This window comes from Bacteroidota bacterium (assembly GCA_039821555.1).
Taxonomy (GTDB): domain Bacteria; phylum Bacteroidota; class Rhodothermia; order Rhodothermales; family Rubricoccaceae; genus JBCBEX01.
Window position 1 is genome coordinate 511,624 of record JBCBNX010000001.1, and the last position, 26,911, is coordinate 538,534.

Sequence of the window (26,911 nt, forward strand, 5' to 3'; positions counted from 1 at the left end):
AAGGCCCACGACCGGACCACGACCGTCCCGAGCAGCCGAAGAGGTACCCCGTACGACCGGCGTAACCTACATCACTGTGTGTTACAACGAGTGCTTGCTCTTTCATACTGGATACACTCTACACACGTTGAGTAGGTCTACTTCCAGTGTTTCTGAAAACAGACATGGAATGACACCCGCGTAGCGTCCATAGCACACTCAGCACCAAGGTGGAAGAGAAAAGGTTGATGAAGTATATTTCCCTACCCTACCACGGTTTGTTCGCAATCCTCTCACCAGTCAGACCCCCACCATGCCCAGAGCCAAAGGCGTCATCAGGATCGACTCCGATTCAACCCACGGATGGCAAGTGCGCGTATATCGCCACGGCAAGACCTACTCCAAACTGTTCAGCGACCGCAAATGCGGAGGCCGCGAGGAAGCATTCGAGGAAGCGGTCGAGTTCCGCAAGGAACTTGAAGCGGAGGTCGCAGCCATGCCTGAAGCTGAACCTCGCCGTCGCCTCATCACGCGTAACAAGAACAACTCGACCGGCGTCGTAGGCATCTCTCGTACCTACAAGAAAGACCGGCGCGGCGTCAAGCACGAGGTCTACGCCGTCTCCTGGAATCCAGAACCTGGCACCGCACGTGGCACGTCGTTCTCCATCAAGAAGTATGGGGAGGATACCGCGTTCAAGATGGCTTGCCGGCTCCGCTTCCAGAAGATGAAGGAGATCTACGGGGACCGCTACCCTGTGTCTTCCTACATGGAGCTCTACCGGCAGAAAGCCGATGTAGACGCGAAAGCCCAGGAGCGCGCCGCGAAGAAGAAAGCACGCGCCTAGGCCTAGCCTCGCTCCCCCCGCCCTACTCTGTTGCGGCAGGCTCGATCAGAGCTTGCCGCTTTTTTGTGCGCGTACTTTCCGTGCCCGGCTCATCCCCTTTCTACTATGCCACCCGACACCACCGCGGTCTCCGTACGCCCTGTCGCAAGCGCTGGCGATGCCCGCCGCTTTCTTGATTTCGCGTACGAGGTCCCCTACTACCAGGACAATCACAACTGGGTGCCGCCGCTCCGCCTCGACCAGCGTACCATCCAGAACCCGAAGAAGAACGCGTTCTTCGAGCATGGACGGTGGCAGCGGTTTCTCGCGGAGGATGGCGCAGGGAATGTCCTCGGCCGCATCGCGGGCATTGTCAACGGGATGCACCTAGAGACGTACGACGACCACGTTGGCTTCTTTGGTTTCTTCGAGTGCATCGACCGCTACGACGTTGCGGAGGCGCTTCTCGACGCGGCAGCGGCCTGGCTGCGCGAGCAGGGCCTCCAGGCGATGCGGGGACCCGCGAATCCGTCTCTCAACGATGTCGCGGGGCTGCTGATGGCTGGGTTTGATAAGGAGCCCATGCTTCTCATGCCTTACAATCCACCCTACTACGCGGTCTTTCTGGAGCGCTACGGGTTCGAGCGATCCATGACGATGTGGGCGTACTACGTCCACCGGCACTACCTCGATCTCAACCGCATGAAACGCGGCGCTGCCCTTGTCCAACGCCGCTACCCCGATGTGACCGTCCGTGCGCTCGACATGAACCGCTACGACGAAGACGTGGCGCACGTGCTCCGGATTTACAACGATGCCTGGGTAGGCAACTGGGGCTTCGTCCCAATCACCCCCTCGGAGCTAAAGCAGCTTGAGAAAGAGCTCAAGCCTGTCATTGTCCCTGACCTCGTCTACTTCATCGAGGTGGGCGGAGAGCCCGTGGCTTTCTCGGTGACGCTGCCCAACCTCAACCAGGTACTTAAGAAGCTCCCCGACGGTAAGTTGCTCTCGACAGGGCTGCCCAAGATGCTGCTCGCAATGAAGCTCGGCGCCGTCCAGGAAGTACGCATGCCGCTGATGGGTGTGTTGCCCGCCTACCAAGGTAGAGGGCTCGACGTACTGCTGGTGATGGCCACGATTGAGGCGGGTATTCCCCTTGGCTACCGCGCCTGCGAGATGAGTTGGGTCCTCGATACGAACAAGAAGTTGACCAACCTGCTGGACTCGTTCGGGTCGATCCGGGACAAAGAGTACGCGCTATTCGAGAAGCCACTTTAGCCCTTCATTTTTCCTGTGCCTCCTTCGTTATGCGCCTAGCTCTTCTGTTCTGCCTCCTCCTGCCCACCTCGCTGATGGCCCAGCCCAACCCGCCCGACACACTTCCAGCATCGGTCGAACCTCGCGCTGTGCTCGTCATCCATGGTGGCGCTGGCACCATTCGCCGAGACCTGCTCGACGAGGCGAGCGAGGCATCGATCCGAGCGGCACTTACCACAGCCCTCGAAGCAGGCTATGCCGAGATCCAGGGTGGCGCGTCTGCCATGGACGCGGTCACGGCTGCAATCACGGTACTGGAAGACAGCCCGCGCTTCAATGCGGGCAGAGGCGCTGTCTTCACCGCCGACGGCTACGCTGAACTCGACGCCTCGATCATGGACGGGGCGACGGGCGAAGCTGGGGCTATCTCAGGCGTGCGGCACGTCAAGAACCCGATCCTGCTCGCCCGGGAGGTAATGACCAGCTCGCCCCACGTGCTTCTCTCGGGCGACGGTGCAGAAGAGTTTGCGCTCTTGCGCGGGCTCGACCTGGTGCCCAACCGGCACTTTCATACCGACGCCCGCCGCGAGGCCCTCCGGCGGGTGCTTGATCAACAGCGCGCGCAGCAGCAGTCGGAAAGCGGCGCTGCCGATCACGAGGCGATCCCTGAACGAGCAGTGCCCGAGTGGCAACTCGAGCACCCGGCGCCCTGGCGGATGACGGGAACCGTCGGAGCCGTGGCGCTCGACAACGACGGCCACCTAGCGGCAGGAACCTCAACAGGTGGCATGACGGCCAAGCGCTACGGCCGCATTGGCGACTCGCCGATCATTGGGGCTGGCACGTTTGCCAACGAGGCCGTCGGCGTCTCCTCGACAGGCCACGGCGAGTACTTCATCCGCAACGTCACTGCCTACGACATCGCTGCGCGCATGCGCTACCTCGGCGAATCGCTCACTCAGGCCGCTGAGGCCGTCATCCACGAGACGCTGACCGAGTCTGGGGGCACAGGCGGCGTGATCGCCCTCGGTGCAGACGGCACGGTGACGATGCCGTTCAACACGCCTGGCATGTATCGTGGCTATATCGATGAGGACGGCACGGTGACCGTGTTGCTCTACCGCGACGAATGAGCCATCGTGACCGTTCGTCACGCGCGCCGTTTGGGAACTACGGTGTGTTTGTCTCCTATCTGCGAGCCCGCACTATCCGACTATCCTATGCGTATTGCTCTACCTCTTCTCGCCGCAGTCGTCCTGGCCGGCTGCGCCGCTACCGAGTCGCTCACTCCTGCGCTGGAAGCCTCGTCGAACAACCTCCAGGAACAGCTAGCTGAGCCAAGCCGCCTGATGGCCGCTGCTGCCCTGCTTCACGCTGAGACGGGAGTCTTTCCCACCTCCGCATTTGAGTTGCTCGGCTCGATGCCGGGCGCGGAAACCGGGTCGCGCGAGGTGCGCCTGAGCACGCTTGGCGTATCCGCTAGCGGCGAAACGCTGCAGGTCGTGTACGTCCTCGCCCCGTCGCAAGCGGATCCGACAGAGCGGGTCGGCGGTTTCTCTTTGACCAAAACCGAACCGAGCCGCTATGCCGCGCAGTTCCGACTGGATCGGCGCGAGGACCAGACCGAGAAGCCACTGCCTGTGGCCGTGAGTGGATCGGTCGAAGTCCGGCAGGCTCGCGGTACGCTGCGGCTGGACACCACCCAACTCCGGCAAGCTATCACGGACGACGTGCGCGTGGAGGCCCCCTACGTCCCGGGCGCTGGGATCACATACACCTTTACTAAGGCTGCCACCGATCTCGAAGTCGGCGTGGTCACCCTCGAACCGATTCCGTCGGAATGAGCGCACTGTCTGACGTAGTCATCGTTGGAGGCGGGCTAGCCGGGCTGACCGCAGCGCGGACGCTCGCCGCGCATGGCATCGCCTTCACCTTGCTCGAAGCGTCGGACGGACTCGGCGGTCGCGTTCGGACCGACGAGTTTGACGAGTACCTCCTGGATCGAGGCTTTCAAGTGCTACTGACGGCCTACCCGGAGGCACAACGCTGGCTTGACTACGATGCGCTCGACCTCCAACCGTTCGACAACGGCGCGCTCGTCTATTTCAGTGGCATGCTCCATCGGCTTGCCGATCCGACCCGAGACTTCTTCGGCGCGCTGCCGTCGGTATTCTCTCCCATCGGCTCGCTCGCGGACAAGGTGAAGGTACTCGGCCTCCGCCAAAACGTCCGCTCACCGTCGCTGGATAAGCTTTGGGCACGCGACGAGGTCACGACACGCGAGGCGCTGACGAAGCGCTATGGCTTCTCAGCGTCGATGATGACACGGTTCTTCGAGCCCTTCCTCGGGGGCATCCTCCTCGACAAGGACTTGAAGGCATCGAGCCGCGCGTTCGAGTTCTACTTCCGGATGTTTTCGGAAGGCATGACCGCCGTACCTGCGATGGGTATGGGCGCGATCCCAGAGCAACTCGCCGCACCGCTGCCTGGTGACGCGGTGCGGCTGAACACGCCCGTCGAGTCGGTTTCGTCTGGCAGTGTGAGCCTGAAACACGAGGAGTCGATTCTTGCAAAAACGGTTATCATCGCGACCGACGGCCCGACTGGGGCCCGGTTACTCAATGGGGCCATTGAATCACCCGCGTCGCGCAGCGTGACGTGCGCCTACTACGCCGCCCCTGTGCCGCCCATTGACGACCCAATCCTTGTCCTCGACGGAGAGAACGCCGGCCCTGTGAACAATCTCGCCGTGATGTCAAATGCGGCGCCGAGCTATGCCCCTGATGGCCAGGCACTCGTAGCGGCGACCGTTCTCGGCATCCCTGATGCCGGCGACAGCTTGCTCGACCTCCGTGTGCGCGATCATTGCCGGACGTGGTTTGGTGAGCAGGTGGACGAATGGACGCCGCTTCGGACGTATCGCATCGAGCACGCCCAACCCGCGCAGGTCCCCCCCGCTCTATCGCCCCCGACCCGTCCCATTCGCCTTGGTGACGGGCTCTATGTTGCTGGCGACCACCGCACGAACGCGTCCATCAACGGGGCCATGCGCTCGGGTCGCCTCGCGGCCGAGGCCGTCCTCGCTGATCTCGGTGTACCGCTCTTGGACGAGGCCGTGCGCGCTTAGCTCAGCGGCAGCACGAGCGCGAGCAGGCACGTGATGAGGAAGCTCGTAACGCCGAGAACCACGAGGAGTGGCGTCCACGACTTCAGCGTCTCGGCTTCGGTGAGCACGCCCATCTTGGCGAAGATCCAGAAGCCACTGTCGTTCATCCATGACCCGACCAGAGACCCGCCGCCAATCGCCATCGCGAGGTAGACGGGATGAAACGGGAGCGCATGGGGGTCGATCATCGCGCCTAGCATCCCTGCCGTGATAATCATTGCCGACGTGCTGGAGCCCTGGGCAAACTTGAGGAGACTCGCAATCCCGAACGCGAGGAGCAGCACGCCTAGCCCTGCTGCAGACACGTCGCCAAAGAGCGCTTGGATCGCGCCGCCGAGTTCAGCAGCGCGCAGCATCGCACCGAAGGCGCCGCCTGCGGCTGTGATTAGGATAATGACGCCCCCGCTCATCAGCGCGCTCTCGATCACCTTGCCGAGTTGCTCGGCCGACGGTTGTTGCTGGCGCTGATAGGTCCACACCGCGAGCGCCGCGCTGAGGAGCAAGGCGAAGTTGGGATTCCCGAGCAGGTTTGTCCACTGGAACACCTGCGCAATGCCGAGCCCATTCGCGGCGGCGGCGAGGATCGCCGTCGTGAGTTCGGGATCGCGGAGCGGCGCTTCAGGGATCGCAAGCTGCGCGAGCACCTTGACCACAGAGTTGACGGTGATGAGCAGGATCGGCAGGGCAATCGGTGCGAGCGATAGCGCCATGCCTGGCAAGGCAGCCTCGTCGGGCGCGTCTACAACAGCCTCGTCGCCTTCGTAGGGCCGCAGCGGAATCGGCATGCGTCGGTCGAGCCAGGTCGCGAAGACCAACCCGGCGGTAGCGCTAGGCAGCCCCACCGCAAGCCCGACGAGGATCATCACGCCGAGGTCGACGCCAAAGCGGTTGGCCATGAACAGCGGTCCGGGCGTCGGCGGGACGAGCGTGTGCGTGATGGCCGCGCCCGCTGCGATTGCGACGAGGTAGCGCAGGTAGTGCCGGCCGGTCGTCCGTGCCAACGAGCGGGCGAGCGGGACGAGCAAGTAAAACGCCGTGTCGAAGAACACAGGGATCGAGAGCGTGAAGCCGCTGCCTGCCATGGCGACGTTGGAGCGCTTCTCGCCGAGCGCGCCGAGGAAGCCGTTGGCGATGCGGTCCGCCGCCCCGCTTCGCATCATCGCCGCGCCGATGATGGCCGCGAGCGCGATCACGATGCCAATGCTCGCCGCGGTGCCCCCGAACGCGGCAGCCACGCGCTCCACCTTGAGCGCCATCGGACCGGGCGCCAGGAGACTCACGACCAGCGCCGCGGTGATGAGCGCGAGGAAGGCGTTGAGCCGCAGCCCGATGATGAGGCCCAACACGACCACAAGGCCGATCAGAAGGATGAGGAAGGGCGACATCGGGGACCTGGCTGGTAGGGGCGCGTTGCTTCACGATACGCCGCTCGCCCCACTTCCCCGCGATCTGCCCTCATGAAGGCCCTTCTTCTCCTGCACCTCCTAGCCACGTTGACGATGTTTGGCGCAATATTGATTGTGCAAGTCGTCCACTATCCCCTGTTCTCAGGTGTCGGTGCGGAGCGCTGGGCGGCGTATGAGGCGGCGCACCAGACGCGGATCACCTGGGTCGTCGGCCCTGCCATGCTGCTCGAACTGGGGACGGCCGTCGCGCTCGTGTGGATGCGCCCGACCGGGCTGCCGCTATGGATGCTCTGGAGCGGCCTCGCTCTCGTTGGCGTAATCTGGGCATCGACGGCGTTTGTGCAGGTACCACTGCATAACACTCTCATGGTCGGCTTCGACGGAGACGCGCACGCCCGGCTCGTAGGCACCAACTGGATCCGCACGGCGGCCTGGACGCTCCGCACAGGCCTCGTGCTTTGGATGACAGCGCTGCTGCTTGACGTCGGCTAGTTGCCGAGTGCCATGTCGTAGAATTCGGCGAGCGCGCTGTGGAATGCATCATAGGCTTCTAGCCCGTTGTGACCACCGCCCTCGACCTCGACAAGCCGCTTCGGCTGACCTACGGATGCTTCGTGTACGTCTTCGGCGAGCTTTGGTGGGGTAATGTTGTCCTCGCTTCCAACGATCACGAGCGTCGGCATGGCGAGCCCCGCCACGCGCCCGGGATTGTCTTCACGCTGGAGCGCATCGTCGATGTCGAACGAGACGAGCGGCTTTAGAAGCGCTGGGACGAGCGCAGACGTGAGCTCTTCGACCGTTGTGACAGGACTTTCAAGGAGCAAGCCACGGGGCGGTAGCGCGGCCTCCTGCGCCACATAGGTCGCCATGAACGTCCCCATCGAGTGCCCGTGGAGAACGAGACGGTCGGGTTCGACACCATCGAGCGCCTGCACGTAGTCGTAGACGGCAAGCCCGTCAGCTTTCAGGCCGGCCACGCTCGGCTCGCCGTCGCTCATGCCGTAGCCCCGGTAGTCGACCATGAACAGGTTGACTCGGTGCTGCGCCATCGCCTCGATGAAATCAGCAAAGGTGACCATCAGGAACCCCTGCCCGCCGAAGTAGAGCACCGTCCCCCGCGCTGGTTCTCCGTTGAACCCGGTATGCCGCATGAACCACGCGTCGAGCGCCAGACTGTCGGCGTCGAGCGAGTCGGGAAGCGCTTCATCGGCGAGGGGAACACGATGCTGCGACAGGGTAAAGCCCGGCACGTCGAACGTCGCAGGCGTGACGGTCCGCTTGTTTTGAAAGGCTTCGGCCTCGGTGATCGGGATTTCGGTGCAGGCGGCGAAGAATACGGCGAGGAGCAGCGTGGCGAGGACGCGGAGCATAGGTCGAGAGGCGAGTCGAAGAAGTGCGCCCGTCTAACGCCCGCCCTGTGCTCCGGTGCCCCCCACGTCCGTATCGCTGCTGTCGGCTTGCAACTCGGCGTCCGCCTCGGGTGCGCCGAAGAAGGTGGCTTCGCGAAGGGCACGGATGCGGTTCTGTGCGTAGGCTACCATCACGAGAGTGTCGCTGCGCTCGGCAACCGGGCTTGCCATGGCTTGTTGAATGAACGCCTCGAATTGTCGTATCGCCGGGGCCGAATCAGCGTAGTACTCGTCGAAGAGCACAGCGAGGTGAAACGTCGTAGAGAGGCGACCTGGGCTCAAGTAGAGCACGACCTGGTCGGTTTCTATGGCGGCGCGGTACTCGTCCTGGAAGCGCTGGGCATCGGCGAGGTGTTCGAGGATGTCAGCGAGCGGCTGGCGGCCGGTGAGGGTCGCGGCGAGCGTCAGCCAGCGCTCGGCCTCGTCGAAGGCTTCGAGCTGCTTGTGCGCGAGGCCCAAGTAAAACGCTGTTCGTGCGTTGGTCGAGTCTACCGCGTACGATGCGTCGAGCGCAGTACGCGCGGGGCGCGGCGCACCGTCGAGGTATCGGTTCATGCCGAGCCCGCGCCATGTCGATGCTGACGAGTCACCGAGTGCTAGCGCAGTCCCGTACGCATCAATTGCGCCGTCATGTACTTCGAGTTGGTGCCGAACCGCGCCCAGCCGTGCCCACAGCCTTGGATCCTCGTCGACGACATCAAGGCCACGTTCCAGCACGCGTGCCGCACTCGTGGGCAATTCGGCTGTGAGGTAGACCTGGCTGAGCAGCAACGGAATAGTCGCGCTCGCCGGAGCCTGACGATGTGCGAGTTCAAGCTGGACGATGGCCCCGTCTAGCGAGTCGAGCGCCACGAGCGTTCTTGCGTACTCGACACGGATGGAAGGCGTCTCGGGCTTCGCTGCGGAAACCGCTGCGAGCAGTTGGCGGGCGGATTCGAAATCGCGTACCAGGTTGAGGAGCCGGGCGAGCGCCATCGTCAACCCGATACTCTCGGGTTGAACGTCGAGTGCTCGGCGGTACGTTGCGATGGCTTCGTGGTGGCGACCGAGGCGCTCCAGGCTGACGGCTCTCGCGCGGAGCACTCGAACGGATGTGGTGTCTGCCCCAGCGAACGCCTCAAGGGCATTCTGGTGCTGGAATTCTTCCTGGTAGGCACGGCCCAGTATGTAGGACTCTGCCTCCGAACGCACGGCCATGGCCCCGAGTTGAGCGATCACGTTGGCATTGTCCTGCGCTGAAAACTGCTCTTGAACACTCAACGCCTCAGTTTCGAGGACCTGCCCCTGAACTGGTAGGGAGAGCATGACGACGAGGAAAAGCGGGGCACGCATAGGTCGAGCGGAGAACAACTGTGAGCAGGAGACGCATCTGGACACAGAACTAACTGCAAGGTTGCCTAAACCTCACGTGTGCAGCACAAAAAACGGCGGCCCCCGAGGTGGGAACCGCCGCTTTAGCCTTGAGGCTAGATGCAGGCCTAGGCGTACGACCTATTCGTCGTCGAAGTCCTCCATGGCCTCCTCCTCCTCGGCCGCGAGTTGGTCGCGGAGGGCGGCGAGGCCTGAGAGCTCGCCCAGCGTGGCTGGACCGCTCGACGACTTTTGGTAGTCGCGGACGGCGCGCTGCTCATCCTGGCGAGCCTTCGACTTCTCGCTGCGCTCGGCGTGACGCTCGGCGCGCTGGGCGGCCATGCGCTTGGCCGTCTCCGAAAGGATGATCTGACGATCATTCCGGTCGAGACGGATCACGCGAAGGTCCATCTCATCGCCGATGGCGTACGTCTGCGTGGGATCGCCTTGGCGCTCCAAGTGGCTGGCAGGCACGAAGCCCTCGGCCTCCAGCGGAAGCTCCACGACGACGCCCGAGCCATTCACGTCCGTCACCTTAGCAGGCGTGTCCGTGTCCACGGCGTAGGCCGTCGCGTACTGCTGCCATGGGTCGGTCTGCACCTGCTTGTGGCCCAGCGAAATGCGTCGCTTGGCGACGTCGATGTCGAGGATCTGTACCTCGATCTGGTCGCCCTTGTTGACGACCTCCGACGGGTGCTTGACCCGCTTGGTCCACGAGAGGTCGGAGACGTGCACGAGGCCGTCGATGCCCGGCTCGATCTCGACGAAGGCGCCGAAGTTGGTGAGGTTGCGCACCTCGCCACGGGTGACCGAGCCGACCGGCATGCGGTCGAGGATGCCCTCCCACGGATCGGGCTCGAGCTGCTTCATGCCCAGCGAGATCTTTTTGTCCTCGGTGTCGATCCGGAGGATCTTGACCGGCACGATCTGGCCAAGCTGCACCTTCTGGGTGGGGTGTTTGATGTGCTCCGTCCAGGACATCTCGGAGATGTGGACGAGGCCCTCAATGCCCTTCTCGAGCTCGACGAAGGCGCCGTAGTCGGTGATCGAGACCACACGGCCTTCTACCTCCTGGCCCTCAGCGAACTTCTCTTCGATGTTCTCCCAGGGGTGCGGCAGGAGCTGCTTGTAGCCCAGCGAGATGCGCTGGCGCTCCTTGTCGTAGTCGAGGACGACCACGTTCATCTTGGTGTCGAGCTCCACGACCTCGCTCGGGTGGCCGACTCGGCCCCATGAGAGGTCGGTGATGTGGAGCAGGCCGTCCACGCCACCGAGGTCGATGAAGACGCCAAAGTTGGTGATGTTCTTGACGATGCCTTCGAGCACCTGGCCCGGCTCCATCGTGTCGAGGATCTGCTTGCGTTGTTCGAGCAGGTCCTTCTCGATGAGCGCCTTGTGGCTCACGACGACGTTGCCGTTGGCGGGGTTGGTCTTGACGACCTTGAACTCCATCGTCTTGCCGAGATAGACGTCGAAGTCGCGCACGGGGCGGACGTCGATCTGGCTGCCTGGGAGGAAGGCCTCCGCGCCGAGGAGGTTCACGATCATGCCGCCCTTGATGCGGCGGATGATGGTGCCTTCGAGCACGCCCCCATTCTCGAACGCCTCGTCGATGGTCTGCCAGCGGCGGAGGTCGTCGGCCTTCGTCTTCGAGAGGATGAGCTGGCCGCGGCGGTCTTCGAGGCGGTCCACGTAGACGTCGACCTCGGTGCCGATCTCCAGCTCTTCGTCGAACTCGTTCTTGCCGATGACGCCGTCCGACTTGAAGCCGATATCGACGACGTACTCTTTGTCGCTCATCGCGACGATGCGGCCGGTAACGATCTCGTTCTCGCTCACGGACGAGAGCGAGGACTCGTAGAGCGCGAGCAGTTGCGCGTCCTTGTCTTCGGCGTCGTCGGGCGTGCGCTGGTTCTCTAGCGCTTCGAGTTCGGCGAGGGTGATCGAGCGGCCCTGGATCTCACCCGTGTAGCCGAGCAGGCCACCGGTGTGCACGAGGGCCTCGGCGTCGTCCACGGCGGTGAGCGAGGCGGTCTCTACAGCGGGCGCGACATCCTCGCGTTCCGTGTTGATTTCGCCAAACTCTTCCTTGACGGCCTCGATGGCATCGTCCACCTTATCGTCCAGAAGGCGGGTATCGTCGCCAGGCTCTTCCGGGGGAACGACGGCGGCCACAGCCTCAGAGATCGCCTCGGGCGCGTCTTCGCCTTTGGCTTCGAGGGCAGCTTCCACTTCCGTCTTTGCTGCGCCGTCGCTAGTCACGGCGTCGGCTGCAGTTTCGACGGCAGCCGCAGCGGTCTCCACGACGGCCTCTGCTGCAGTGCTTGCTGCGTCGGCGACCGTCTCGGCGGCGGAAGACACGGCCTCCTGAGCTTGTTCGACGAGGCTACCGTCTCCACCTGCATTGGCGGCGTCGGTTTCCTCAGGGTTGGGGGTATTGGTCTCGTTGGACATTAGCATGTTCCTAGCACGAGTCGGTCCCCGAGAAGCGGGGCGAGAGGAGCCGACCGGCCTGTATGGGTCTAGGTTCAGATGCGCGCAGCTATCCCTCCTCTCTTTCGGGGCGGCCACGAATGAGTCCCCAGTTGCGTGCGCGTCCCGCAGGGGCGCCACGAAAGGGGGAAACGGCTAAATGACCGAGGGCCCGCCACGTTCCGCTATCAAGTGAAGAACGTGTTCGACTTGCTCCACAATGGAGTGTGTCGTGGTGTCCAGCGCAACGGCGTCATCAGCCTGGCGGAGCGGCGCATGAGCGCGCTGTGTATCGCGGCGGTCTCGCGCCACAATCTCAGCACGGACGGCCTCCAAATCGGGAGGGACGGTGCCTTTGGCTGTACACTTCCGAACCAGTTCCTCATGCCGCCGCTCGGCCCGCTCGTCCAGATCCGCCTTCATAAACACCTTGAGGTCCGCGTCAGGGAAAACGACGGTGCCGATATCTCGCCCGTCGAGCACTACCCCGCCCCCTTCAGTCACAAGCCGGTGCGCCGTTTGCCGCTGCACGTCGAGTAGGGCAGCGCGCACGGCCGGCAGCGAGGAGACGCGGCTTGCGGCCTCGCCCACCTCAGGCGTCCGGATCTGCCCGGTCACGTCCTCGCCACGTAGCAATACCCGCATCCCATCGGACTGCGGTTCCACACGGAGTGCCAGCCTTGCCGCGAGGGACTCCGCCGCTTCATTCGTAAACGCAGCACCGGCACGCAGGAACGCCAAGGCTACGGTCCGATACATCGCCCCAGTGTCGAGGTAGAGCCAGCCCAGACGCTTCGCGACCAGACGTGCCGTGGTACTCTTTCCAGACCCCGCGGGGCCGTCAATGGCTACGATCATCCTCCGACGTCGGCTTTGAGGACGGTGATGGCTCCTGGATAGCGGATAGGCCCTAGCGCCGTGTTGATGCTCGGTGTTGCCTGCAATCGCACTTCTTTGCTGCTGCCGCCAAGATCTGCTACGGCGAGCGCGACCTCAACGAGATCGGGCAGATTGCTCCCGAAGAACTGCACGAGGTCAAGGCGAATATCGAGCGGGATGCCTACGGTCTGACCGATAGGCAGGAGCGTTTCGTTGTTGTAGGACCCGCTCACCGTTTCCGCATCGTCCAAAAACAGCGTCCAGTCGAAGTTGACTAGGCGCGCGGACGTCGCGTTGCCCTCCGGGTTGGTCGCATCGACCATCAGGGTAAACTCAAGGGGCAATTCGCCTCGGGTAATCGCCGAGCCCAATTGGAGAAGCTGGACTGCGTTGAGGTCGCTATAGTTCTGCAGGCTTGTCAGCGGAACTCCGCCAATCTCAGTGCCCGTCGTGCTGTTGAGCGCAAAGTCGACGCGCTGAAGTGCCGTCAGCTGTTCGAGGGCGGTGCAACTGCTGACAGTCACGACAAGGGCGAGCAAAAACGGGAGGCGTATGCAGGCGGACCGAAGAGTCATGGGACGGGGTATGTGTGAAGAGGCCACGCGGCGGCGGTGAACCTGGTGCGGTGGAACGTGGAAACGAACGCGAAGAAGGTACGCTGACCACGCGAGCGGGCAGAAACTTGGAACGGACCCACCAGGCGCCGAATTTGGGGGCGCTCTGCCAACCTACTGTGCTCGCTTTGCTTGCGAACCAGAGGCCCTTCAGGTTGGACCCTGCCGACGCACCCTGAACCGGATGCTCACCTCGTTGCCCTACCGCCGCTATCGGACGGCCTGCGTACTCCTCACGCTGTTCAGCGTGGCCCTGCTCGCGCTGCTTTTTCGCAAGCCTATCACGGTGGTCTCGAACGATGAGATTCTCTCAAGCGTCCCGTCCCGCCTGGTGATATCGCCGCTGCCTCAGGCGCCTACCTCGTCATCGCAGCCAACTCTCCGGCTTCTCGGCGAGGGCCGGGCGAGCTTCTATGGGCCCGGTCTGGAAGGCAACCGCACGGCCAATGGGGATACCTTTCGCATGAAGCGGCTCACCGCAGCACACCGCACGCTCCCCTTCGGCTCGCGGGTGCGCGTGACCAACCTGCGCAACGGTGCGTCGGTCGTCGTCCGCATCAACGACCGCGGGCCTTTCGTGGGCAACCGTGTGATCGGCCTCTCCCGTGGCGCAGCTGAGGAAATCGGTATGATCCGCAGCGGCACCGCGTCGGTTCGTCTCGAGCTCTTCATAGATGAGAGCGAGGCGTGAGCGGACCAGGCGAATCCTCAAGCTTGCGCAAGCTGCGTCTCGACGAGATCGAGCGGCCTTCGCTGACGGAGCTCGAATCCTTGCCGCGGCACCCGATCATCGTCGTCCTCGACAATATTCGATCGGCACATAACGTCGGCTCGATCTTGCGCACCTCGGACGCGGCGCGCGTGCTGCACGTTTATCTAACAGGGATCACGCCTAGTCCCGCGCATCGTGCTGTCACAAAAGCGAGCCTCGGCGCAGAAGACAGTGTACCGTGGAGCACCCAGCCAGCGCTCCTGCCCCTTTTGACGCAGCTACGCTCCGAGGGCATGCTGCTTTTGGCTCTAGAGCAAACGACCATGCCGACGACGCTGGACGAGATTGTCCCTAAGCACGCTCCGGTTGCCCTGATCGTCGGCAATGAAGTGGAGGGCGTGCAGCAGGCCGTCTTGGATGCCTGCGACGCTGCGCTGGAATTGCCCCAGTTTGGAGCTAAGCACTCGCTCAACGTGAGTGTGGCGTTTGGCATTGCGGCCTACGGCCTCCTAGAGCGGTTGGGCCTCACCGTCTGAACTCGTAGGCTGCCCCCCCTACGGGACAGCCCGGGAAAAACTGCCGTCTATGCCAGCGAGGTGCTGTCGTGGCCGCCCAGCGTTGGCCCCGAGGTTGCCAGGGTACCAACCAACGCCTCCTGCTTAGAAGCCGGTAGTCCCCATGCAAGCGCCGATTTCGACGTCGCCCGCTCCTATATGACCCGTGAAGTCCACACCGTCCCGCTCGATTTGCCCATCGACGCCCTGGCAGAGTTTTTCGTCGAGCACCAGATCTCCGGTGCCCCTGTGGTGGCAGACGACGACACGCTCGTCGGGGTCGTCACGCTTCGCGATGTGGTGCGCACGCTCCGCTATCCAGACCGCGAGCCCCACCGACATACCGCCAACGATTACTACCTGCGCCCTCTTGACGGCGCTTGTGCGCAAGAGGAACTCGATGGCTTTCGCGTAGGCGGCGGCTATCAGCATACCGTGCGCCACATCATGACGCCCGCCGCCTACAGCGTTGACGAAGGGCTACCGGTTCAGGACGTTGCCGATGTGATGATCCGCGCCCGTCTTCACAGGCTGCTTGTCACAAAGGAAGGCAAGCTCTCCGGGATTCTGTCCGCGCTCGACCTTCTGCACCTCGTCCGTTCGCTGTGAGCAGCCCGATGAGCACAGGCGGCGGCGCCCACCCTATTCGCCACGAAGCACCAGATCGCCATAGTAGGCGGTCACCGACTCGCCCGTGTTGTCGGCGTCCGTCATGAGTGCGATCCCAGTGATGGCTGGCGGGTCTTCGCCAAACGCGCGGCGGTAGTCTTCGACAATGTTACGGCGCTCGCGAACCCACGTACCAAGGTTGGGCGTGCCGCCTTCGACAGGCACCATCATCACCCAGTCGGTGTATGGATTGGGCACGGGTGTATCGGAAAGCACTTCGTTAGACCAGATGTAACTCAGTGCCCGCAGCGGAATATCCTGCGAGGTGAGCGCCTGCGCCGCCCGATATTTGACGCGCTCTGAAAAGGACAAGTTGGTCTCGTCATAGTCGAACGTGATGTAGATCCGGGCTGCGTAATCGTCTCCGCTCTTTCGGGCGACGTTGCCGCCACGGAGGACGCTTTCTGCCTTCCACTGCCATTCGAGCACGGGGAAATCGCGAGGGTTGATGGTGATCTCGCGGATGAAGCCCGAAGCGGAGTCATCGGCGTGGGCACGCACCACCGTTCGGCCATCAACATCGACCGTCTCGTAGGTGCTGTGACGCAGGTCGCCGAGCGGCATCGCTGACCAGTGTGACGGGAGTTGCCCGGGATCGACCTGTGAAAACGCGCCCACTGTAAACGCACGGGGAGGGTCGCCGAACGCGCTCACGAGCAACGCGAGCACTACAACGCCGGCGAGCGCACTGTGCTGGAGAATACGAGAATGTCTGTGGTTTGGGCGGGACATGACCGGACAACAAGCTGGCGGAAACGGTGTACCCTCAAGTTGTCCCACATACCCGGTGTACACCGTACGCAGTCAAAGCGCCGATGCGTAATACATCCCGAGTTGTCCTGTAGTCAGGGGACCGCGGCACTGTCCGTGCCCTTCTGACACGCGAGACAAAGGGCGAGATATCGAACGAGACGTTTTCTGCTCGGTATCAATGGTCCGTTCCGCCCTCCGTGCCGCCGAATGCAGTCGTTCCAAAGTCGCCACCATCCGGGTACGTCGCCGTTGCCTCTCGTCTATGCGCAGACCCTGGCTCGTGGGTTCGGCGCAATGATGGTCGCCGTGATGGTTGTGACGGTAGCCGCGATGCTCCAGCAGCAGCCCGTTGGCGCCACACTGACCTGGACCGTTCCAGTTGTGTGGCTGGTCGCTACGGGTTGGACGGTCTATGATCTTCGCCGAACCCCCGCTGAAGTGCAACTTGAAGGGGCCTTCGGGCAAGTCATGAGCGTGTGGGACGTTGCAGTAGGCTGGCATCACCCGCCGCTTCAGGCCGTTCACACGCCGCGCCGCATCGGCGGTGTCCTGCACGTAGGCGTTGGTCACACTGTGCACCGTTTCGAGCAAACTGACTGGCCGCAGTTCCGTGAGTTGGCCGCGGCCTTGACGCGGGCTTCCAAGTCGGCTGAAGATGCACGCTACCACCACGCGACCGTCGTCTGATAATCATCGCTGTGCACTGTCGCATACGACCAATGACGACCGCGTGACAGCAAACTGGCGCGCACACTTTTGCCGACGGATTGCTGACCACTACTCCGACGGTTGCACGCGGATGGCACGGCAGAGGAGCATATGGAGTGGCAGAAGTGGACTTCTGATGTCCCTATCGACATGTCAGCCATGCGCAAGGTGCGTCATGCGAACTCACACGTGTGCCATCTGAGCACGATCTGAGAGCATACTCCGATCGAACGACCCAGCAGCAGCGCGTCTGAAGCGCGCTAAGCCGGAACGGACCAGCTCGTACGGGAGGCATGCCTCAGTGGAAGTAGTTCGCGTTCCTGAAACGACCGTTCGCGGTTTCGCGCATGGCCCTGGCCCCCGAATGCGAATCGCTGTCTTAATCAGGGATAGGCCTCGCCAACCCAAGAGTGCGGAATCGAGGCAATTGATGAGCACAGACCTTGACATATAGGGTACTCCCTGATCACATTATGGGGTATACCCTGATCACCTCGTATATAATGGGCCATACTTTCGCTGGCACTGGTGCCCTCCCCTGACGAGGCAGTAGCGTTCCCAACGTAAAGGCCTATCGAAATAGTGGGCAATCTCCATCTACATGGCCTCACTCACGACGACCGCCATAGTCCCGCCCCAGAAACCCCCGCAGGCTCCATCCGATGACTGATGACACCGCACGCACGATCGCGCACGCTGTCGCGCAGGTCAGAGAAGGCATACACCAGGCTTCTGCCCCTATCCCTGCCATGATCACCCGAGAGCAGGTCCGCGCCGCTGCGCAGGCCTGCGACGTGCGAGCGCTTCTAGACCTGTGGAGCGTGCTCGCACCAGAGGAGTGCATCAACTGCGACCCCGACGAGCGCTATCCGCCGTTCAGACTGTTGTCTGGCCGGGTCATATGTCCTCATCCATGGGTGGGCAAGCTGGTAGAGAAGAGCTTGGCAAGCATATCTGATGCGGTCTTTGGTGCTGTCATAGACGCTTGCCAGCGCCGCGGGTGGGAGTGGCGAGCTAGCACCCGCCTTTCTAAGATGAGGCTGAGCGCGTCCGGCGCCGTCTGCGTTGCGTGTGTGATGCAGGAGATAGAACTGCCCTACGTCGAGGACGTCCCCGCCAAGAACACCCCTGCTGTTGCCCTCGTGGGGGCGTACTTGCTCGGGATTCTAGCCACGCGCGACACGGTCCACGGAACGCTATAGCAGAACAGGCGAGGCGTGTTTTTGGCGGCGCTGAGAAAAGAGCGACTCGGGGTCCTCCAGCTGAGACGCGAGGATCATCCTGTGCCCCGCATGGACCATCCTGGCACGCGCACACCCAAGCCTAGGCCGCTGTAGTAGCGTCTTGTTGCGGGAGAAGCTGCTTTCGGAGCGAGGCGCCCGTCAGGCCACCAAGCGTGCCTAGGACTAAGGCGCTGACCAGCGTGAGTAGCGGCACGACAAAGCTGGGGAGCCCTCCAAGCAAGCTCCCGACGGCCTCAGTCATGCGCGCCATCTCGGGTCCAAAGAACGCGAGATTCCATAGCACAAGGGCGGACCAGGGCAAGACGAGCCCCAGCGCTCCCACAACGCTACCACCGCGTCCCATCACGAAGCCTCCAAGGACGGCCCCGAGCACGGACCAGGCCCAGCCGAGGATAACGTGCAGCGCCAGGGCTACCGTAGCCGTGAAGAGGACAAGGATCGTTCTGCGGGCGCCTTGCGACATGAGGAGTGCGGTCGAGGTGAAAACGTAGAGGCAAGCTACACGCGAGGCTCGTCAGACACCATAGGATGTCAGATACCACAGGATGTGGCCCACGGGCTCAGTTGAACGTGATGTGGGGGGGCAAACGCTCGTCAACAGGCTCGATGTCTTGCTCGGCAAACCACCCTTCCTCAACAGGCTCCGTGGAGTCCGGCAGGTCCTCGTGCGGGCGCTCGTAGCCCTCGATTTCTTTCACCCAATAGAGAGTCTTGAACTGTGGGGAGCCTTCCGGGTCGCGGGCCACGTTGACTTTAGGCTCGCGCGCGGCGAGAGTACCCAGGATTGTGCCGAGGAGAAATCCCTCGCGCGAGTAGAGGTGGATGCGCACGCGCTGCCCGTAGTCAAACGGGCTGCCTTCGAAGTCTGCGGGACTGTAGGTAGCCATAGGTTAAGTGTCGGGTTGCTAAAAGGTGGGCCAAGACAGCAGCGCCATCAATCGAAGTACTACCAGAGCACAGCGATCAGTCGTCGATGCGCTCAACACGGATGCTCGTGCCCTCACGGCGCGGGTCCACACCGGGATAAAGCGTAGCAGTCCCGTCTGGAGCGTAGCGCACCTCAATGGCATGGACGGCCGTATGGCTCCCAAACTCGCGAATCCGCCATCCCCATGCCTCCAACGCCGCCACCGTCGCGGCCGGCGTCCGATCAAGTTCGAGGAGCAGACGGTCGTTCGGCTTCCACTGGTGATGGAAGCGCGGCGCGGCGACAGCGGCTTGCACGTCCATCCCATAGTCGATCACGCCTAGGGCCGTCTCGAACACGGCCGTGATGATGCGTGAGCCGCCCGGCGAACCGAGCACGAGCCTGAGCCGTCCTTCCTCGTCTTCGATGATCGTCGGCGTCATCGAGGAGAGCATCCGTTTGCCTGGCTCGATCTTGTTCGCCTCGGCACCGACGAGGCCGTATCGGTTCGGCGAACCCGGCTTAGCAGCGAAGTCGTCCATCTCATCGTTGAGCAAAAACCCCGCACCGGCGACGGCCACCTTCGCGCCGAAACTGTCGTTCACAGTGGTCGTGAGGCTAACGGCGAAGCCGTCGGCATCAACGACGGAGTAGTGGGTCGTTTCAGGCGATTCGTCAACAGGCACACGCTGCATTACGGGAGCGACGCCCGCAGGGGTGCCGTGCGAGAGCGTCGTACTCGGCGTGATGCGGTCAGGGCTGAACCCAGCCATTCGTCCTCGGATGTAGCGTCGCCGCATGAGCGCGTCCGTTGGCACGTCAGCAAAAGCGGGGTCGCCGAGCCAGGTCGCCCGGTCGGCGTAAGCGCGACGCATGGCTTCCGCGCATAAATGGATCATCGCAGGCGAGAGCCAGCCCATCGCTCGAAGGTTGTAAGGTTCGACGCTGCCGAAGAGTTGCGCAAGCGCCACGCCGCCCGACGAGGGCGGTGCCATGGAGATGATGCGGTGCCTGCGGTAGGTGAACGTGACGGGCTCACGCCACACAGGCCCGTACGCGGCTAGGTCTTCGTGTGCGATGAGGCCTCCATTCGCCACCATCGATGCAACGATGAGGTCGGCGGTCCGCCCCTCGTAAAAGCCACCACGTCCGTGGTCACGGATGCGTTCGAGCGTTGCTGCAAGGTCGCGCTGCACGAAGCGGTCGCCCTCCGACCACAGCGTCCCGTCAGCCTTCGTGAAATAGGCTGTGGCGGCCGCGTCGGGCGCGAAATCGTCGCGGAAGAGATTGAACCGCCGCGCTTGCCGTCGGCCCAGGCTGAAGCCGTCGGTAGCCAGACTGATAGCGGGCTGCAACAGTTCGGAAAGCGAGAGGCGACCGTGTCGCTGGTGCAGTTCGAGTAGGCCTGCCACGCTACCAGGCACGCCCACGGCAAGGTGCCCCACCTTGCTGCGGTCGGAGACATAGGCTCCCTCCTCGTCGAGGTAGAGGTCTTCCGTCGCGGCGAGCGGAGCGACCTCCCGGAAATCGAGCGAGGACACGGCGCCGTCGGGTGCCCGTAGCACGGCAAAGCCTCCGCCTCCCACATTGCCAGCACGTGGCAGCACGACCGCCAGGGCAAACCCTATTGCCACGGCAGCATCGGCTGCGTTCCCCCCCTGTCGCAACATCGAGGCTCCAGCCTCGGTCGCCAGCGGGTGCCCGCTCACAACCATGCCCGCTGGGTGCGCCACTTCGCCGCGCGGTGGCTCGGTGGTCTGTGCCCAACACACCAAGCCACTGGGCACAGCGACAGCTATCACGAGCACGGTCATCAGCGTGCACATGCGTTCCAAACGCCACGAGCGCATGCGAACGCGGGCGAGCGTTGTAGACAAGCTCAAAGGTGACGGCACTTGGAAGGGCTGCTCGTGGGACTTGCTGATGCAAAAGCTACCATTCTCGCTGGAATCGGCGTTTTTCAGTGGCTACAGCCCTGACTCCTCTAGCGTTGCCCACGTTTGTCAACTACTTTATCCACACCACCCTGGCCGAGACCATTGGCTCTCACCCCCCACCAACCCCACTCGTCATGAACAATATCGACCGCATGGTGCGCGCCATGCTGATCGGTGCTGGAGTGCTGGGTGTCGGCGTCTTCCTGCTCTTCCAGTTCTAGGCGTCGCCTCGCCCTGGCGCATCCCTGTCGATTTCGACTGCACTTCGCCCCTCGGGTTTCGACTCGGGGGGCGTCGCTTTTGTGCGCGAGGCGGTAAGATCACGTGAGGATGAGCGTCGCATCGCCGTAGCTGTAGAAGCGATAACCCGCCTCGATCGCGTGCCGGTAGGCGTCAAGGACGCGCGTTCGTCCTGCGAGCGTACTCACGAGCACGAGCAGCGAGGACCGAGGCAGGTGGAAGTTGGTCACGAGCCCGTCGATGGCTCGGAAGCGATAGCCCGGTGTGATAGTCAGGCTTGTCTCTCGCGTCCCTGGGACGAGCTTGCCCGCCTCATCGACTGCGGATTCCAGCGCACGGGTGGTCGTCGTACCCACCGCAATGACGCGTCCGCCGTTGGCACGCCCCTGATCGATGCGTGCGGCATCGGCATCCGCGAGCGTGAAACGCTCGGCAGCGACGCGATGCTCGCGCAGATCCTCGACACGGACCGGCTCGAACGTACCGTAGCCCACGTGATGTGTCACGCGGGCAAGTTCGACGCCTCTCGCCTCGCAGGCGTCCAGCAACGAGGGCGTGAAATGCAGGCCGGCTGTCGGGGCCGCCACCGAGCCGCGATGCTGTGCGTAGACCGTTTGATAGCGCTCCCGGTCGGCCGAGCGCGGTTCGGGGCGGCGGATGTAGGGCGGCAACGGCATCCGCCCCACCGCATCAATCGCCGCGTCGAGCGTCTCGAAGTCGTGTTTGAACGCCACGCGGCGACGACCCTCGGGGCGCACCTCGACAACCGTTGCGGTGAGCAACGGTGCCACGTCCGGCCCGAAGGCAATCGTAGCCCCGACATCGAGCTTCTTGGCTGGCCGTGCGAGCGCTGTCCAGGACCCATCGACCTGGGCCTCGACTAGGAGCAGTTCCCCGCGCCCGCCCGTGGCCCTACGCCCCACAAGCCGGGCTGGAAACACGCGGGTGTCGTTGAGCACGAGCACGTCGCCCTCGCGCAGGTAGGTCGGGAGTGCAGCGAAGACGGTATCGGCGAGCGCAAGGGGGGCTCCGCTACTTTCCGAAGTGTCGACGACAAGCAAGCGACTCTGATCGCGCTGCCGTGCAGGCTCTTGCGCGATGAGGCCGTCGGGCAAGTCGAAGTCGTAGGCGTCGAGGTCGTAGTCGGTGATCACGGGCGGACTCGGACGAGAGCGTTGAGATACGGCACGAACGAACGGGTGGGGATTGCACGGAGGCGGTCGGCGACGGCATCGCGCTCTGCGCGCTGGGCTTGCGCCTTCGCTTCGATACGTCGAAGTTCGCCCTCGGCGTCCGCGCGCGCCCGTTCGACACGACGGCGCAGCCGATGTTCTTCGGCCGGCGAGAGCGACTGCGGCACGTCGTCAGCGTACTGCCGAGCCAAGGCAGCCCGCCACTGTGCGATGCGGACTTTGGTCGGTCCGGACACGCGTGTCACCGCGGCGATCGCGTCGGAAGTGACCATCGCTGCATCGCGGATGCCCGCGGCCTTGAGGCGGACCACAGCGCGGTGCCCGACGCCGTCGAAGTGATCGAGTTCACTCACAAAGTGGTGGCGGAGTTGCCGATGCAAGGCCTCGACTTGGAGTTCGGCGAGCCGCTGCTGCCGTTGAGCATCGCGGTCTTCAAAGGCCGCATGGAGTTGGAGACGCATCCGCTCCGCTTCAGCGTCGAGGTCAGCCACCCACTGAGAAAGCACACGCAGCTCGCGCCCGAGCCGCCGCCGCCTGCGCCGGTCGGGATCACGCTGCCACCCAAGACCGCCGACGAGCAGCCCAACCGCTGCGAACACGCAGGCCGGTACCAGTGCCAACGGCTGCCATACCGCGACGATAGCACACGCGGAGGCCGCGAACACCTGAATGATCGGGTGGCGTTTTGCACCGAGCCGCTGCGGAGTCCTGTTGCTCGGTTCAGCACCATGAGGGCGACGATGGGACACGTCGTGAGGAATGCTACCCGCGAGCGCATCATCGAGGGACGGCGTCGCGCTCGGTGGCAACAAACATGCGGTCACGAGAGCGCGAGCGAGACGTGACACGTCCTCGCCGGGTACCTCTGTAAGGTGCTCGAAGAGGGGCGAGTTCACCGGATCGTAGAAGTCGTCGGCGCGGAAGAGCATGTTTTCGCCGGTTGCGTAGCGGTCCCACAAGCTGGGGTCGTGGACCAGCGCCGAGAGTGCCGTCGCGACCACGAGCCCCGCGAAGCGGTCGAGGCGCGGACCCGCGTCCTGCTCCGTGCGGTCGGGGTGCTGGTAGTGTCGGTGCCCAACTTCCTGCGCATGCTGGCGCTTCTGGCCTGGAAACTGTACCCCGTCATAGTCCACGAGCCGGAGCCGAGGACGCCCCGCCTCGTCTTCCTCGACCAGAACATTCCCGTGCTGCAGGTCGCCATGCGCAATCTGTGCAACGTCCAACGCCTGAAGCATGCAGCGCCACGCGCTCGACAACGCGGCAAGTCGCTGTGCGTCGGTCCGATGCGTCTCCACGTACTGACTGAGCGTTACGCCCTCCACCCATTCCATCACCAGCAACGGATAAGCCTTGCCGTGGACCTGGATTCCCTGCTCGTACCACGCCAGATCGACGAAGTAAGGCAGATCCAGGTCTTCAAGTTTTGCTTGAAGGGGGCTATAGTGGCGACCGCGGTCCGGCTGGTCTCGAAGAAAGCAGCGCACGGCTTTGGATCCGACGGACGTGTCAATGCGGAAGACGACCGCGAATGCTCCAGACATCCCCCGGGGCAGCCCAAGCGCGTTCTTTTCGACCACCCCCTGCGCGAGATGCGGGACAGTCAACGCGAGGTCAGCCAGTTGCAGCGCCTCCTGATAGTCACTGGGCGATGGGTAACTCACGGGCCGTGCAGGTCGATGCGCACGAGCGCGACGTCGTCATTTCGCATGCCGTCGGCTCGGGCGTGGTCGATGAAGTCGCTCCAGGCGTCCTGGCTCCAGTGTTCGAGTCGCTGCAACGCTGCATCTCCGGCGAGCAGATAAACCGCAAGCGCGTCGGTGGCGACGAGCAGCACGTCGCCTGGTCGCCAGGTAGCGGCAAATCGTTCGACGGTGTTGGGATCGAGATCGCTGTTGCTGGCGACCAGTGCAGGGCGTGAGCCGAAGCTGTTGGGATCGTCGTTGGGCCAGATCCGAATCGGATCGTCCGCTCGGAGATGAAAGAGCGTCACGTCACCCACTGCCTCGCCCTCCCACGTACCGCCAATGCCTAGGCTTCGGTCGATCATCGGCCGGACGCAAAGGCGCAGCAAGGTGGCGAACGCGCCTTCCTGGGCCTTCTGCTCAGCGTACCAGGGCAGCCCTGCCTTTTGCTCCGCAGTACTGGCCTCGAACGACGCACGCGCCCGATCCACCGCCTCGGCGAGCCTGGCTTTCGGCTCGAGCGCGACTCCAGCCTCCACCAGTGCTTGAGCCCATCGCCGCGAAAACGCAGCTTCCGTCGCGCCGTCAGCCATCGCCATCTGGAGCGCCGTGCCGGTCTCACGCACCGCCACGGCGTCCTCGCACTCGGCATCGGTATGTCCCTGCTTCGGCAGCATGAGGGACGTGATGGTCGCCCAGTCGCTCATCGGAGGGTGCTCGGGCGGGTCCCGATTTCGAGGAAGCGCACGAGGGCCGTCGGGTCGGCGTTGAACACGAACCCACGCGTGTCCAGCGTCACGCGAATGCCCTCAGCTTCAGCGGCAGCGCGCATGGAGAACGGCAGCGTGCTCGACATTTGGTAGAGCGTGCGCGCAAACTCGTCGGGCAGCCCGCCAAGGCCATCCGGGAAGGAGACGGCGGGCTCCGTGGAGTCCGAAAGGTGCACGTTCAGGAGCAGCACCTCGCCATCGTCCGAGCCGAAGCTGCGGAGTTGCTGCGCATATCGGAGCGGATCGCCGTCGGTAGCCTCGCCGTCCGTGATGTTGAGCACCACGGGTGGAAAGGCGCGGGGGTACGCGTCGATCCAGGTACGCGCGACCTGCGTGGCATAGTCAAGCGCTTGACACATCGGCGTCCCGTTTTTCGCGTAAGGATCCAACCAGACTGGGGTTTGCACCACCCGATCGACGGTCCCGCCTCGTCCGTCGGGCATCGTCTTGGTGCGCGGTTCGAGGCGCAGCGGACGGTCCGCCAGCGCCGACACCGGCACCATGGCCGGGTCTACGTCAGCGGAAGCGTCCGACCGAATCAAGGCCTCCACCCGTTCGCCATAGCCGATGGCGGCCACGTGGAAATAGTCGCGAACCCCGTCTTCTTTTGCACAGCGCAAGATGAGATTCTGCAAGAGACGGTTGACCGTGTCGGCCAGCACTCGCGCCTTCGACGGAGCGGCGTCGCCCTGCTGCTCGGCTCCGCCGAACGGGTCCTGCATCGACGCAGACTGGTCGAGCAGCAGCAGGAAGGCAACAGGTTGGGTGCGACTGATTTCGGCAGAGTACGGCACAGCGGGCGCAGAGGGTGGACGCGCATGACAGGATCGGCCGTGCTACGTCACGCTCATCGATCATGAGCCGGAGGCGCTTCAGATTGTGCCCACTTTCATCCGTCCTTGAAACCCGCTGCCTTACCCAGCGGCGCGTACCTCGGTCAGCGGCGCAAACAGCGAGACGCGCGCTCCCCCATGCATGGCCTCCCGAAGGGCTGCTGCCAGCACGTTGAGGACGAGCGACAGCGCCACATTGCGGCCAGCGAGATCTTCGGCTTGCTCGACGAGCGTCGTCATGGCACCAAGCTGTGCGTTCGGAACGAATGCAACGAACTTTTCGATGGCCTCGCGCTGGTCGACGTTTACGATCGGCGCGTGCGTCCCAACAGCTTGCACGAGCACGAGGTCACGGACCCAGGTGAGCAGCAACGACAGCCAGCCCTTCACGCGTTCGCGGCCAAGCCGGCCCACCTCCTCAGCGATGGAAAGCACCTCGGCGGGGTTGTTGGTGTAGGCCTTACGCATGAACTGCACGACGAGTGCCCGTTGGGCGCCCAGCTCGGTGCTCTCGTTCAGCGTCAACGCACGGGTGTAGGAGCCGTCGGCGAGGCGGGCAAGAAACGAGGCGCGCTGCGCGTCGAGGCGCTCCTTGGTACACAGCGCGTGTTCGATGGACGCGGCCGGCAGCGGATCGAAGCGAAGCCGCTGGCATCGTGATAGAATCGTGGGCAGCAGTCGATCGGGGCGCTGGCACGTCCCGACGAACACGGTGCGCGGGGGCGGCTCTTCGAGGAGCTTCAAGAAGGCATTCGCCGATTCCTGGTTCATTGCGTCGACATCGATGAGGAGCGCGACCTTGTAGTTGCCCTCGGCGGGCGTGTAGCGCTGCTGGCGCATGATCTCTCGCGTGAAATCGACGTTGTAGAGCGCCTGCTTGTTGGACGTCGACTCGGGGTCGTCGAGGCTGGGGCGGCGGCGGTAGTCGACCTCTGCATAGGGATTCTCGGCCAACCGCTGGAGCCGGGCCGTCACGTCTTCGGTAGACGCATCTTTCGGACGCGGGAAGTACACCTTGACGTCCGGGTGCAGGAGCCGTGCGACTTTGGTGCAGGGGAGGCACTGCCCGCACGCCTGGTCGGCGGGCACCGTCTGGCCTCGGTTCTCGCACTCGAGGGCTTGGGCGAGCATCAGCGCAGCCGCCCGCTTTCCGGTGCCGTCGGGCCCATGAAAGAGGTAGGCATGCGGCACGCGGTCCGCCGCAAGGGCGCGACGGAGGACCCCGAGGGCACGATCTTGGGCGAGGACGGTAGGCACAGTGGGTAGGCGGTGGTGAGCAAGATCCACCGAAGGTACGCGGCTATGGAACGTACTGGAAAGCGAGCAGGGAGACGGATCGGGACGGGGTCCC

General features: G+C 63.7%; 27 protein-coding genes. 12 read left to right on the forward strand and 15 right to left on the reverse strand.

What is annotated here, in order from left to right:
* Positions 1 to 349: 349 nt before the first annotated feature.
* From AAFU51_02060 to AAFU51_02080, 5 genes are all read left to right on the forward strand, one after another.
* Positions 350 to 826, forward strand: coding sequence for a hypothetical protein (locus AAFU51_02060; GenBank protein ID MEO1570031.1), 477 nt, complete (start codon positions 350 to 352; stop codon positions 824 to 826).
* A 105-nt stretch (positions 827 to 931) separates the two neighbouring features.
* Positions 932 to 2,083 carry a hypothetical protein gene (locus AAFU51_02065; protein ID MEO1570032.1) on the forward strand — a complete coding sequence of 384 codons (1,152 nt, stop codon included), beginning with the start codon at positions 932 to 934 and terminating at the stop codon, positions 2,081 to 2,083.
* A 29-nt stretch (positions 2,084 to 2,112) separates the two neighbouring features.
* The gene (locus tag AAFU51_02070) at positions 2,113 to 3,195 is read left to right on the forward strand and encodes an isoaspartyl peptidase/L-asparaginase (GenBank protein ID MEO1570033.1); all 1,083 of its coding nucleotides are present in this window, start codon (positions 2,113 to 2,115) and stop codon (positions 3,193 to 3,195) included.
* A gap of 87 nt (positions 3,196 to 3,282) precedes the next feature.
* Positions 3,283 to 3,906, forward strand: coding sequence for a hypothetical protein (locus tag AAFU51_02075; protein ID MEO1570034.1), 624 nt, complete (start codon positions 3,283 to 3,285; stop codon positions 3,904 to 3,906).
* The gene (locus AAFU51_02080; GenBank protein ID MEO1570035.1) at positions 3,903 to 5,189 is read left to right on the forward strand and encodes an NAD(P)/FAD-dependent oxidoreductase; all 1,287 of its coding nucleotides are present in this window, start codon (positions 3,903 to 3,905) and stop codon (positions 5,187 to 5,189) included. Before AAFU51_02075 ends, AAFU51_02080 begins: the two co-directional genes overlap by 4 nt.
* On the opposite strand, the gene AAFU51_02085 is transcribed toward AAFU51_02080, so the two are convergent.
* Entirely contained in the window at positions 5,186 to 6,613 is a 1,428-nt protein-coding gene (locus tag AAFU51_02085) for an SLC13 family permease (protein MEO1570036.1), read from the reverse strand. The two genes, AAFU51_02080 and AAFU51_02085, sit on opposite strands and share 4 nt — an antisense overlap.
* Positions 6,614 to 6,685: 72 nt before the next feature.
* On the opposite strand from AAFU51_02085, the gene AAFU51_02090 reads away from it, so the two are divergent.
* Positions 6,686 to 7,126 carry a hypothetical protein gene (locus AAFU51_02090; protein MEO1570037.1) on the forward strand — a complete coding sequence of 147 codons (441 nt, stop codon included), beginning with the start codon at positions 6,686 to 6,688 and terminating at the stop codon, positions 7,124 to 7,126.
* Here the strand turns inward: AAFU51_02090 and AAFU51_02095 are convergent.
* The 5 genes from AAFU51_02095 to AAFU51_02115 all read right to left on the reverse strand — a co-directional run bounded on the left by AAFU51_02095 (position 7,123) and on the right by AAFU51_02115 (position 13,319).
* On the reverse strand, positions 7,123 to 8,004 hold the full coding sequence (locus AAFU51_02095; GenBank protein MEO1570038.1) for an alpha/beta fold hydrolase: 882 nt from the start codon (positions 8,002 to 8,004) through the stop codon (positions 7,123 to 7,125). The genes AAFU51_02090 and AAFU51_02095 overlap by 4 nt on opposite strands.
* Before the next feature lie 33 nt (positions 8,005 to 8,037).
* Positions 8,038 to 9,375 carry a tetratricopeptide repeat protein gene (locus AAFU51_02100; GenBank protein MEO1570039.1) on the reverse strand — a complete coding sequence of 446 codons (1,338 nt, stop codon included), beginning with the start codon at positions 9,373 to 9,375 and terminating at the stop codon, positions 8,038 to 8,040.
* A 159-nt stretch (positions 9,376 to 9,534) separates the two neighbouring features.
* Complete coding sequence (rpsA, locus tag AAFU51_02105) at positions 9,535 to 11,853, reverse strand: 30S ribosomal protein S1 (protein MEO1570040.1); 2,319 nt, start codon at positions 11,851 to 11,853, stop codon at positions 9,535 to 9,537.
* 168 nt (positions 11,854 to 12,021) lie between these two features.
* Positions 12,022 to 12,723 (reverse strand): (d)CMP kinase, encoded by a 702-nt coding sequence (gene cmk, locus AAFU51_02110; protein MEO1570041.1) that lies wholly within the window; start codon positions 12,721 to 12,723, stop codon positions 12,022 to 12,024.
* Positions 12,720 to 13,319: a hypothetical protein gene (locus AAFU51_02115; protein MEO1570042.1), complete on the reverse strand. Its 600-nt coding sequence runs from the start codon at positions 13,317 to 13,319 to the stop codon at positions 12,720 to 12,722. The genes cmk and AAFU51_02115 overlap by 4 nt, the downstream gene beginning before the upstream one ends.
* Before the next feature lie 286 nt (positions 13,320 to 13,605).
* On the opposite strand from AAFU51_02115, the gene AAFU51_02120 reads away from it, so the two are divergent.
* The 3 genes from AAFU51_02120 to AAFU51_02130 all read left to right on the forward strand — a co-directional run bounded on the left by AAFU51_02120 (position 13,606) and on the right by AAFU51_02130 (position 15,233).
* The gene (locus AAFU51_02120) at positions 13,606 to 14,049 is read left to right on the forward strand and encodes a septal ring lytic transglycosylase RlpA family protein (protein ID MEO1570043.1); all 444 of its coding nucleotides are present in this window, start codon (positions 13,606 to 13,608) and stop codon (positions 14,047 to 14,049) included.
* Positions 14,050 to 14,072: 23 nt separating this feature from the next.
* Positions 14,073 to 14,606, forward strand: a complete 534-nt coding sequence (locus AAFU51_02125) for a TrmH family RNA methyltransferase (protein MEO1570044.1) — start codon at positions 14,073 to 14,075, stop codon at positions 14,604 to 14,606.
* Between the two features lie 177 nt (positions 14,607 to 14,783).
* The gene (locus AAFU51_02130) at positions 14,784 to 15,233 is read left to right on the forward strand and encodes a CBS domain-containing protein (GenBank protein ID MEO1570045.1); all 450 of its coding nucleotides are present in this window, start codon (positions 14,784 to 14,786) and stop codon (positions 15,231 to 15,233) included.
* A gap of 33 nt (positions 15,234 to 15,266) precedes the next feature.
* Here AAFU51_02130 and AAFU51_02135 read toward each other — a convergent pair whose 3' ends face one another.
* Complete coding sequence (locus AAFU51_02135; GenBank protein ID MEO1570046.1) at positions 15,267 to 15,857, reverse strand: DUF3047 domain-containing protein; 591 nt, start codon at positions 15,855 to 15,857, stop codon at positions 15,267 to 15,269.
* A 396-nt stretch (positions 15,858 to 16,253) separates the two neighbouring features.
* On the opposite strand from AAFU51_02135, the gene AAFU51_02140 reads away from it, so the two are divergent.
* Positions 16,254 to 16,733, forward strand: a complete 480-nt coding sequence (locus AAFU51_02140; GenBank protein MEO1570047.1) for a hypothetical protein — start codon at positions 16,254 to 16,256, stop codon at positions 16,731 to 16,733.
* A gap of 770 nt (positions 16,734 to 17,503) precedes the next feature.
* Complete coding sequence (locus tag AAFU51_02145; GenBank protein MEO1570048.1) at positions 17,504 to 17,956, forward strand: hypothetical protein; 453 nt, start codon at positions 17,504 to 17,506, stop codon at positions 17,954 to 17,956.
* A 121-nt stretch (positions 17,957 to 18,077) separates the two neighbouring features.
* Here AAFU51_02145 and AAFU51_02150 read toward each other — a convergent pair whose 3' ends face one another.
* The 3 genes from AAFU51_02150 to ggt form a co-directional block, all read right to left on the reverse strand.
* On the reverse strand, positions 18,078 to 18,461 hold the full coding sequence (locus AAFU51_02150; GenBank protein MEO1570049.1) for a hypothetical protein: 384 nt from the start codon (positions 18,459 to 18,461) through the stop codon (positions 18,078 to 18,080).
* A gap of 97 nt (positions 18,462 to 18,558) precedes the next feature.
* The gene (locus AAFU51_02155; GenBank protein MEO1570050.1) at positions 18,559 to 18,885 is read right to left on the reverse strand and encodes a hypothetical protein; all 327 of its coding nucleotides are present in this window, start codon (positions 18,883 to 18,885) and stop codon (positions 18,559 to 18,561) included.
* 76 nt (positions 18,886 to 18,961) lie between these two features.
* Positions 18,962 to 20,755 (reverse strand): gamma-glutamyltransferase, encoded by a 1,794-nt coding sequence (ggt, locus tag AAFU51_02160; GenBank protein ID MEO1570051.1) that lies wholly within the window; start codon positions 20,753 to 20,755, stop codon positions 18,962 to 18,964.
* Between the two features lie 140 nt (positions 20,756 to 20,895).
* Here ggt and AAFU51_02165 point away from each other — a divergent pair, with 140 nt between their 5' ends.
* A complete protein-coding gene (locus AAFU51_02165; GenBank protein MEO1570052.1) occupies positions 20,896 to 21,063 on the forward strand; it encodes a hypothetical protein in 168 nt (55 codons plus the stop codon).
* A 99-nt stretch (positions 21,064 to 21,162) separates the two neighbouring features.
* Here the strand turns inward: AAFU51_02165 and queA are convergent, their stop codons facing one another.
* The 5 genes from queA to AAFU51_02190 all read right to left on the reverse strand — a co-directional run bounded on the left by queA (position 21,163) and on the right by AAFU51_02190 (position 26,817).
* The gene (queA, locus tag AAFU51_02170; protein ID MEO1570053.1) at positions 21,163 to 22,236 is read right to left on the reverse strand and encodes a tRNA preQ1(34) S-adenosylmethionine ribosyltransferase-isomerase QueA; all 1,074 of its coding nucleotides are present in this window, start codon (positions 22,234 to 22,236) and stop codon (positions 21,163 to 21,165) included.
* Positions 22,233 to 23,936 carry an AarF/UbiB family protein gene (locus AAFU51_02175; GenBank protein ID MEO1570054.1) on the reverse strand — a complete coding sequence of 568 codons (1,704 nt, stop codon included), beginning with the start codon at positions 23,934 to 23,936 and terminating at the stop codon, positions 22,233 to 22,235. The genes queA and AAFU51_02175 overlap by 4 nt, the downstream gene beginning before the upstream one ends.
* On the reverse strand, positions 23,933 to 24,634 hold the full coding sequence (locus AAFU51_02180) for a protein phosphatase 2C domain-containing protein (protein ID MEO1570055.1): 702 nt from the start codon (positions 24,632 to 24,634) through the stop codon (positions 23,933 to 23,935). The genes AAFU51_02175 and AAFU51_02180 overlap by 4 nt, the downstream gene beginning before the upstream one ends.
* Before the next feature lie 26 nt (positions 24,635 to 24,660).
* On the reverse strand, positions 24,661 to 25,521 hold the full coding sequence (locus AAFU51_02185; protein MEO1570056.1) for a vWA domain-containing protein: 861 nt from the start codon (positions 25,519 to 25,521) through the stop codon (positions 24,661 to 24,663).
* A 120-nt stretch (positions 25,522 to 25,641) separates the two neighbouring features.
* Positions 25,642 to 26,817, reverse strand: a complete 1,176-nt coding sequence (locus AAFU51_02190) for a DNA polymerase III subunit delta' (protein ID MEO1570057.1) — start codon at positions 26,815 to 26,817, stop codon at positions 25,642 to 25,644.
* Between the last annotated feature and the right edge of the window lie 94 nt (positions 26,818 to 26,911).

What these genes read in the sequence shown, in the direction of transcription:
- AAFU51_02065 (MEO1570032.1), top strand. Translation starts at nt 932, where the DNA reads ATGCCACCCGACACCACCGCGGTCTCCGTACGCCCTGTCGCAAGCGCT.
- AAFU51_02070 (MEO1570033.1), top strand. Translation starts at nt 2,113, where the DNA reads ATGCGCCTAGCTCTTCTGTTCTGCCTCCTCCTGCCCACCTCGCTGATG.
- AAFU51_02075 (MEO1570034.1), top strand. Translation starts at nt 3,283, where the DNA reads ATGCGTATTGCTCTACCTCTTCTCGCCGCAGTCGTCCTGGCCGGCTGC.
- AAFU51_02080 (MEO1570035.1), top strand. Translation starts at nt 3,903, where the DNA reads ATGAGCGCACTGTCTGACGTAGTCATCGTTGGAGGCGGGCTAGCCGGG.
- AAFU51_02085 (MEO1570036.1), bottom strand. Translation starts at nt 6,613, where the DNA reads ATGTCGCCCTTCCTCATCCTTCTGATCGGCCTTGTGGTCGTGTTGGGC.
- AAFU51_02090 (MEO1570037.1), top strand. Translation starts at nt 6,686, where the DNA reads ATGAAGGCCCTTCTTCTCCTGCACCTCCTAGCCACGTTGACGATGTTT.
- AAFU51_02095 (MEO1570038.1), bottom strand. Translation starts at nt 8,004, where the DNA reads ATGCTCCGCGTCCTCGCCACGCTGCTCCTCGCCGTATTCTTCGCCGCC.
- AAFU51_02100 (MEO1570039.1), bottom strand. Translation starts at nt 9,375, where the DNA reads ATGCGTGCCCCGCTTTTCCTCGTCGTCATGCTCTCCCTACCAGTTCAG.
- rpsA (MEO1570040.1), bottom strand. Translation starts at nt 11,853, where the DNA reads ATGCTAATGTCCAACGAGACCAATACCCCCAACCCTGAGGAAACCGAC.
- cmk (MEO1570041.1), bottom strand. Translation starts at nt 12,723, where the DNA reads ATGATCGTAGCCATTGACGGCCCCGCGGGGTCTGGAAAGAGTACCACG.
- AAFU51_02115 (MEO1570042.1), bottom strand. Translation starts at nt 13,319, where the DNA reads ATGACTCTTCGGTCCGCCTGCATACGCCTCCCGTTTTTGCTCGCCCTT.
- AAFU51_02130 (MEO1570045.1), top strand. Translation starts at nt 14,784, where the DNA reads ATGACCCGTGAAGTCCACACCGTCCCGCTCGATTTGCCCATCGACGCC.
- AAFU51_02135 (MEO1570046.1), bottom strand. Translation starts at nt 15,857, where the DNA reads ATGCCGCTCGGCGACCTGCGTCACAGCACCTACGAGACGGTCGATGTT.
- AAFU51_02140 (MEO1570047.1), top strand. Translation starts at nt 16,254, where the DNA reads ATGCAGTCGTTCCAAAGTCGCCACCATCCGGGTACGTCGCCGTTGCCT.
- AAFU51_02145 (MEO1570048.1), top strand. Translation starts at nt 17,504, where the DNA reads ATGATCACCCGAGAGCAGGTCCGCGCCGCTGCGCAGGCCTGCGACGTG.
- AAFU51_02150 (MEO1570049.1), bottom strand. Translation starts at nt 18,461, where the DNA reads ATGTCGCAAGGCGCCCGCAGAACGATCCTTGTCCTCTTCACGGCTACG.
- AAFU51_02155 (MEO1570050.1), bottom strand. Translation starts at nt 18,885, where the DNA reads ATGGCTACCTACAGTCCCGCAGACTTCGAAGGCAGCCCGTTTGACTAC.
- ggt (MEO1570051.1), bottom strand. Translation starts at nt 20,755, where the DNA reads ATGCGCTCGTGGCGTTTGGAACGCATGTGCACGCTGATGACCGTGCTC.
- AAFU51_02180 (MEO1570055.1), bottom strand. Translation starts at nt 24,634, where the DNA reads ATGCTGCCGAAGCAGGGACATACCGATGCCGAGTGCGAGGACGCCGTG.